The sequence below is a fragment of the Brevibacterium picturae genome, assembly GCF_030453725.1.
In the GTDB taxonomy this organism is placed as follows: Bacteria; Actinomycetota; Actinomycetes; order Actinomycetales; family Brevibacteriaceae; genus Brevibacterium; species Brevibacterium sandarakinum_A.
The window spans coordinates 1-7487 of the sequence record NZ_JAKDJU010000148.1 but is presented as its reverse complement, the minus strand read 5'-3'; the positions used below and the strand labels follow the sequence as shown (position 1 = coordinate 7487).

Genomic DNA, 7487 nt, shown 5'->3' with positions numbered 1-7487 from the left:
GGGATGTCTATGCCGCTTACCCTATGCCCTTCACCTCTACGACGCGGAAAGCCCGGGTCGATCGAGGGCCCCGGACGGTAGGATTGATGGATGGCCGCGATCATCGCCGATGACGGCGTTCGTCTCGAGTACACCCAGGCCGGAGACTCTTCCGGTCGCTGTGTTGTGCTGCTGGCGGGGTTCAAGGCGCCGGCGACCAGCTGGCGCTATCAGGTTGGACCGTTGGCACAGGCGGGCTGCCAGGTGTTCTGCGTTGATCTGCGCGGCCACGGAGCTGCTGACCGCCCCAGCTCCGGTGTGACCATGGAGCGTCGCGGTCAGGATGTGGCGCAGGTGCTTGAGGTTTTGGACCTGACTGATGTTCTGCTCGTGGGCGGATCGATGGGCGGTAACACCATCTGGTCCTATCTCTCCCAGTTCGGAACCGATCGCATCGCGGGCATCGTCATCGTCGACCAGACACCGACGATGCTCAACACTGCCGACTGGCCGCACGGTTACTACGGCTACGACGAATCCAACGCAGCCACCTACTTCGCCGAGGGCATCCCTCCCACCGGGCATGGCACACCCGTCTGGAAGCGAGGCAAACGCATGCTGCGTCTGCTCAAGGTGATGAAGGGCGTGGACCATAAGCTCAGCCGCAGTGAGCTCGCGCTTCTGGCCGACCATGCGAAAGCCGACTGGCGTCCCGTGATCGAAGGCACCGACGTGCCCGTGCTCTTCGTCGCCGGAGCCGAGAGCGAGCACTGGCCGTCTACGCATGCGGCCGCGTCCGCAGGGCTGGCTCCGATCGGATCGTCGGTGGTCATCCCCGAGGACGGCCACGCGGCCAACATCGAACAGCCCGAAGCTTTCAATCAGATCCTGCTCGAGTTCGCGAAGTCTCTTTAGCGGCAAGCAGCTCATTCCGCTGCTCCGGCGACAGATGCTTCACCGCTTCGCGCATCGTCACGCCCGAGGTTCGATGGGCACGTGGAAGCATCCTGTCGAAGACCATCTCCGGCCGTTTGCGGGCGGTGTCGCGCAGCACCCACCCAATGGCTTTGCGGATGAAGAATTCCTTCTCCTCCAACATCTCATCGGCGAAGCGGGCGAACCGAACGAAGTCTCCGCGGCCCTCCCGCAGGGGCCGTAGGTGGGCCAGCAGCGCCGAACGTCGGATCCAGAAATCGTCGTCGATCGCCCAGCGCTCGAGCACCGGGTCGAAGCCATCGTCATGTTCGCTCAGAGGGCCGATGGCATCCCCGGCCAAGGGGTCGACGAGTGCCCATGTTCGTGCCTGACGCAGCAGTCGTTCGAAGAGATCACTGTCACCGGCGCCGAGGTGGTCCTTGGCTTGGATGAGCACCATCGTCGCCGCACTGCGGAGTTCGTAGACCGGAGCCCCGTCTCTGGCGACATCTGGATCACCCGGGGCGCCGCCGTCGCTGCCCCGGTTCCACAGCACCTCGGCGAGTTCGATGATTTTGTCGTGGTCGAGGTTCGCCGAGTCGAGCGCTTTGCGCACCACAGTGCGAGTCGCCGGCACTCCGACGCCGTAGTGCACAAGCTCGCTCTTGAGGTACGCGCGGTCCTTGGATGCGCGCACGCAGCTGCCACGGGCACGAAGCTCTCGATCGATCGCCTCGGCGAGGGGATGCGAACCGGACGCAGCTGATGTCATGGCATGATCATCCCATTTCGCGCTGACGGCGAGATCGCAGAAGCCCACGCACAGTGATGTGACTGTGCGTGGGCTTCGAGGACGACTCGGCCGTTGCCGGCTGTCGGTGACCTATCAGTCGGTGCCGGCGTCGAAAGCGGCAGACAGGCCCGCGCGGTCGCCGGCCTCATCGACGTCGACGGTGGAGTTCGCGATCTCCTCGGCGCCACCGGCCTCAAGGGATCCCACGAGCTCCGAAGTCGGGCCCGAGACGATGCCCATGGCCGCGTACTGCTCGAGGCGGGCACGCGAATCCGCGATGTCGAGGTTGCGCATGGTCAGCTGACCGATGCGGTCCTCAGGGCCGAAGGCGGCATCGCCGACGCGCTCCATCGACAGCTTCTCCGGATGGTAGCTGAGGTTGGGGCCGGTGGTGTCGACGATCGTGTAGTCGTCACCTCGGCGCAGGCGCAGGGTCACTTCGCCGGTGATCGCCGATGCGACCCAGCGCTGCATCGATTCGCGCAGCATCAGCGACTGGGGGTCGAGCCAGCGCCCCTCGTACATGCGGCGGCCCAGGCGACGACCCTCTTCGTGATAGAGGGCGATGGTGTCTTCGTTGTGGATGGCGTTGAGCAGGCGCTCATAGGTGACGTGGAGCAGAGCCATGCCGGGGGCCTCGTAGATGCCTCGCGACTTGGCCTCGATGATGCGGTTCTCGATCTGGTCGGAGACGCCGAGCCCGTGGCGGCCGCCGACCTCGTTGGCCTTGAAGACCAGGGCAACGGGGTCGTCGAACTTCTCACCGTTGATCGACACCGGACGTCCGGCCTCGAAGCCGACGGTGACCTCTTCGGACTTGACCTCGACGTCATCGCGCCAAGCGGCAACGCCCATGATCGGTTCGATGATGTCGAGCCCGGCATCGAGGAATTCCAGCGTCTTGGCCTCGTGGGTCGCGCCCCAGATGTTGGCGTCGGTGGAGTACGCCTTCTCCGCGGAGTCGCGGTAGGGGTAGCCGTGCTCGACGAGCCATTCGCTCATCTCCTGGCGGCCGCCGAGTTCCTCGACGAAGTCCGCGTCGAGCCAGGGCTTGTAGATGCGCAGCTTCGGGTTGGCCATGAGACCGTAGCGGTAGAAGCGCTCGATGTCGTTGCCCTTGTAGGTCGAGCCGTCGCCCCAGATGTCGACGCCGTCTTCCTTCATGGCCCGCACCAGCATTGTGCCGGTCACTGCTCGGCCCAGGGGGGTCGTGTTGAAGTAGGTCTTGCCGCCGGAACGGACGTTGAACGCACCGCACTGCAGAGCCACGAAGCCCTCTTCGACCAGCAGGCGCTTTGCGTCGACGAAGCGGGCGATCTCCGCACCGTATTCCTTCGCGCGCTCGGTCACGCTGTCAAGATCGGGCTCATCGTACTGGCCGATATCGGCCGTGTAGGTGCAGGGAATGGCGCCCTTGTGGCGCATCCAGGCGACCGCGCAGGAGGTATCCAGTCCGCCGGAGAAGGCGATTCCAACGTGCTCACCGACAGGGAGCGAAGACAGTACTTTCGACATGTCCACCACCTTAGCGGCAGGGACAACTCATGTCGAATTGTTATGCATGGAGATGTATGTTTATGTGATCGAAGGAAGAAGAGTCACTCGCCGAGGTGGCCCGTCGTCTCGCATACGCACGTCCTGCACACCTCGGCCCGACGCCGGGCCTCAGTGATTCGAATGGTGCGAACGGATCGCGTCGGCGACGGCGATGGCATCGCCTTCCGGGGCATCGGACTTGCGGTCGGGGCGGGCGACGAAGAGATAGATGAAGCCTGCCACCAGCACTACGACGAGACCGATGAGAACGATCCAGTCGGAGAAGAACGACCCCGAGTCCCCGGGCAGTGAGAGCAGGATCATGGCGAAGATGCCATAGGCCAACGCTGCGATGTTGACGACGATGCCCCAACCGCGAAGTGACCACGGTCCTGCCGGCATCCAGCCCTTGAGTCGCTGCCGCAGTGCGCCGAGCACGACCATCTGGAAGGCGAGGTAGATGCCGAGGATCGCGAACGAGGTGACAGCGACGAGGATCCCATCGTTGAACCAGATGAGCACGCAGATGAGGGCTGGGGTGATGCAAGCGACGATGAGGGCATTGCGCGGGATCTTGGTGCCATCGGTGACCTTGGACAGCCACCTGTGGCCGGGCATCATGCCATCGCGGGCGAAGCTGAAGATGAGTCTCGAGGCGGCGGCCTGAAGGCTGAGAACGCATGAGATGAAGGCGAGGATCGCGACGAGGAGGAAGATCTTCGCACCGACCGCGCCGAGGCTGCCCTCGAGGATCGTAGGAATGGGATCTTCGACCTGGCCGGCGACGATCTCGTCGAGGTTCGGGGCCGCGAGGACATAGCCCGCGAATGAGAACAGGGCCGAGACCGCGCCGACGAGAATCGTCATGAGCATGGCCTTCGGGATGCCGCGAGCCGGATTTGACACCTCCTCGGCGACGTCACCGCAGGCCTCGAAGCCGTAGAAGAGGAAGAGTCCGGCGACCGCGGCGCCGATGAAGGCTGTGACGTAGCTGCCGTCGCCGGCGGTGCCCATCGAGTCGAAGAAGACTGCGAAGCTGTGCTTGCGTTCGAAAATGAGCAGGAACAGACCGAGTCCGATGACGCCGATGAGCTCGGCGAACAGGCCGATCCGAGCGATTCGAGCCAGCCATTTGGTGCCGCTGAAATTGATTGCCAGAGCCAGGACCAGCAGCGCCAGGGCCAGGACGAGGGTCGTATTCCTGTTCAGTGCGAAGCCGAGGAGGCTCGCGACGAATCCGGCCCCGAACTCCGACACCGAGGTGATGGTGACGATGAGTGCGCAGATGTAGACCCATGCGGCCATCCATGCGTACCGCCTGCCCCAGAGTCGGCGCGCCCAGGGGTAGATCCCACCGGCGATGGGGAACTGGGAGACGACTTCACCGAAGACCAGGGCCACGAGCAGCTGACCGCAGGCGACGATGATGATCCACCACATCGAGGGTGGTCCGCCCGTGGACAGGGCCACGGCCATGAGGGAATATACACCGACGAGAGGTGAGAGGTAGGTGAACCCGAGGGCGAAGTTCGCCCATGGGCTCATCGATCTCTCGAAGGAGTCGTTGTAACCGAGGACGGAGAGATGGTCTGCGTCGGAGAGGTGTGAGTTTGGGGATGGTTCGGTCATTGAGGTGCACCTTTACACGAATCGACGATGATTCAACGCTGTTCATCGTATCTCAGAATATGGATACCAGGTCTTCGCCGGTCCGGAGGGCACGGGAGGTGGGAGCGGGTCTTCCCTCGGCCACTCGGACGAGACCCATTTCATCCACGGGGCGGAGGTGCGAGGGCGTTTGGCAACGTAGGTTGGACTAAGAGACCGGCGCAGACAGCAGCGTGGATGGAAGCGGCGGAGTCGGAGCAGGACAGAGGGGGAACCGTGAATACGGGAACGGGCAGAGACGACAACGCCAGTGTGGTCGCAGGGGCAGCAGCAACCTCGGCGGGGGTGGATCTCGATGGCGTAGGAGCGGGCACCCCGATTCAGGGCAGCGGCGGGCCGGAACGAGACCGCACTGACGTCGACCCCAAGGGGCGGCCGCTGGCGATCGTGCCGGCCAAGGTGCCGTGGCTCGAGTTCGCGGTCTTCGTCGCGGTCGCGGTGGTCCTCGCCTGGCTCGTGTGCCTGCCGCTGTGGTTGAGCGGTGAGGGCATGGGCAATGCACTGTTGGTGCAGGTCTCGGGAGCGGCCATGATGTTCACCCCGCTGATCGCTGTGGTCGTGGCGATGATCGTCCAGCGCCGCCGCACCGGTCAACCTCGGGCCAGCATTCTCAGGTACCTCGGCATGTGGCCGCTGCGTCCCTTCGGCCGGGTGCTGGGGATGACCGCGCTCGCCTTCTTCGGTGTGTTCGTGCTGGTCGCCGCGGCCTACCTGCTCGCCGCCGCATTCGGGTGGATGCAGGTCGATCTGCTTGGTCTCTCAGGGTTCAAGGCGCAGTTGGCACAGCTGCCCGGACTGGGAGAGATCCCGGTGGCCGTGGCTGTGATCGGCTATCTGGTGATCATGGCGCTGGGGTCGCTGTTCAACGTGACCGTCGCCTTCGGCGAGGAAGTCGGCTGGCGCGGATGGCTGCTGACGAGCCTGCGCCCACTCGGCACCTGGCCGGCCCTGCTCATCGTCGGAGTGATCTGGGGCCTGTGGCACGCACCATTGATCCTGCTCGGATACAACTTCGGCCGCCCCGACATCACCGGGCTCGCGTTCATGGTCGGCGGATGCATCATGCTGGGGGTCCTGTTCGGCTGGCTGCGACTGCGCACCGGTTCGGTCTGGCCGGCCGTCACCGCACATGCGGCCCTCAACGGTTCGGCGGGAATGCTGCTCGGCCTGTTCATCGACGGTTCCGCGCAGGCGCCGGACATGGCCTTGGCCTCATTCCTGGGAGTGAGTGGGTGGATCGTGTCCGCCATCGTCATCGCCGTGCTCCTCGCCACCGGCCAGTTCCGCAAGCAGCCCGACTTGGGTTTCAAACGGCCGCGGGTCGTCGCAGGTCAGAGTGATCCGGCAGGCCGTGGCGCGGGACCCGAGCCAACCGGGCCTGTGGCTCCTGATGAGTCAGCGCGTTGAGGCTGACGCCGGCCATCGGCTAGGCTCAAAACCCCAAACCTGAAGGAGAGCTCCATGGCACTAGGAACATCGTTGCTGCAGACTGCAGGGCGCGTACTCACCGCACCGATCTTCATCACTGGTGGGTATTCGGCACTGACCAACCCCGGCGGCCGCGTCGCCGCTGCTGCTCCGACTCTCGCCGCGATCCGCGAATACGTGCCGGTCCTGCCCGAAGACGATGAACTCCTGGTCCGTGCCAACGGCGGACTTCAGCTGCTGGCCGGAACCACGATGGCGCTGGGCATCAAACCTCGGACCTCCGCGCTCGCCCTCGCCGTATCACTCGTGCCGACCACGCTGGCCGGCCACTCCTTCTGGGAGATGGAGGGTGACGACGCGGCCGCCCACAAGACTCAGTTCTCGAAGAACGCCGCGGCATTGGGCGGACTCCTCCTCGTCGCGGGCGCTCAAACGACCAAGCAGGCAGCCAAGAAGGCGGCCCAGAAGGCCGCTGCGAAAGCCGCAAAGCAGGCCGAGAAGAAGGCCCTCAAGCAGAGCTGAGCCTGAAGGCGTCACCCGCCGTTTCCGCGATGATCGTCACTCGACGTTGTCGTGATGGTCGGCAACGACAGTCAGCCACCGCGACGAATCTTCCTGTTAGCCTAGGCTAAGCTCAGTGAGTATCGGCTTGGCCGAGCATCAACGAGTGGGGGAAGACGCATATGGTCAATTGGCAGCGTGGCGTGATGCGTCTGATGCGGATCACCAACCACAATGTTGTGGTGACCCGGGTCGACCGCTCACCCCTGCCCGCATCGACCTGCCCACGAACACGAACCACATCCTCCTCGCGGGAGACCTCACGGCGCTTCCGGCGATGAACTCGTGGCTGCAGGCCATCCCAGCCGAGGTGGCGGTGACGCTGGTCATCGAAGACGACCACGACGCCGATACCGTTCAGAACCTGCCGCGAACCGACCACCCGAACGCCCGGTGGGACTGGATTCGCAGCGATGGGCAGCTCGGTCATGCGCTCGCCGACCATCTGCGCACTCACGCGCCGGGTCCGGACGGCCTCTATGTGTGGGCCGCCGGTGAGCGCGGACTCATCAAGCAGTTCCGTTCGGTGATCAAGCAGGAGCTGAAGCTGAAGAAGGACCATCACTTCTCGCAGTTCTATTGGTTCGAGGGCAAACCGACCGGCTGA

The 7487-nt window shown here is 64.4% G+C and carries 7 protein-coding genes; 4 read left to right on the top strand and 3 right to left on the bottom strand.

The features are described 5' to 3' along the window. Nucleotides 1-90 precede the first annotated feature (90 nt). Nucleotides 91-894 carry an alpha/beta fold hydrolase gene (locus tag L0G76_RS12555; protein ID WP_304357527.1) on the top strand — a complete coding sequence of 268 codons (804 nt, stop codon included), beginning with the start codon at nt 91-93 and terminating at the stop codon, nt 892-894. Here L0G76_RS12555 and L0G76_RS12550 read toward each other — a convergent pair. The 3 genes from L0G76_RS12550 to L0G76_RS12540 form a co-directional block, all read right to left on the bottom strand. After that, a complete protein-coding gene (locus L0G76_RS12550; RefSeq protein WP_304357526.1) occupies nt 857-1666 on the bottom strand; it encodes a DNA alkylation repair protein in 810 nt (269 codons plus the stop codon). The genes L0G76_RS12555 and L0G76_RS12550 overlap by 38 nt on opposite strands. A gap of 114 nt (nt 1667-1780) precedes the next feature. Beyond that, nucleotides 1781-3202 (bottom strand): argininosuccinate synthase, encoded by a 1422-nt coding sequence (argG, locus tag L0G76_RS12545; RefSeq protein ID WP_304357525.1) that lies wholly within the window; start codon nt 3200-3202, stop codon nt 1781-1783. A gap of 150 nt (nt 3203-3352) precedes the next feature. After that, the gene (locus L0G76_RS12540) at nt 3353-4852 is read right to left on the bottom strand and encodes an APC family permease (protein WP_304357524.1); all 1500 of its coding nucleotides are present in this window, start codon (nt 4850-4852) and stop codon (nt 3353-3355) included. A 255-nt stretch (nt 4853-5107) separates the two neighbouring features. On the opposite strand from L0G76_RS12540, the gene L0G76_RS12535 reads away from it, so the two are divergent. The 3 genes from L0G76_RS12535 (at nt 5108) to L0G76_RS12525 (ending at nt 7487) form a co-directional block, all read left to right on the top strand. Beyond that, nucleotides 5108-6298 (top strand): CPBP family intramembrane glutamic endopeptidase, encoded by a 1191-nt coding sequence (locus L0G76_RS12535; protein ID WP_304357523.1) that lies wholly within the window; start codon nt 5108-5110, stop codon nt 6296-6298. 54 nt (nt 6299-6352) lie between these two features. Further along, nucleotides 6353-6841, top strand: coding sequence for a DoxX family protein (locus L0G76_RS12530; protein WP_304357522.1), 489 nt, complete (start codon nt 6353-6355; stop codon nt 6839-6841). Between the two features lie 115 nt (nt 6842-6956). Next, nucleotides 6957-7487 (top strand): siderophore-interacting protein, encoded by a 531-nt coding sequence (locus L0G76_RS12525; protein WP_304357521.1) that lies wholly within the window; start codon nt 6957-6959, stop codon nt 7485-7487.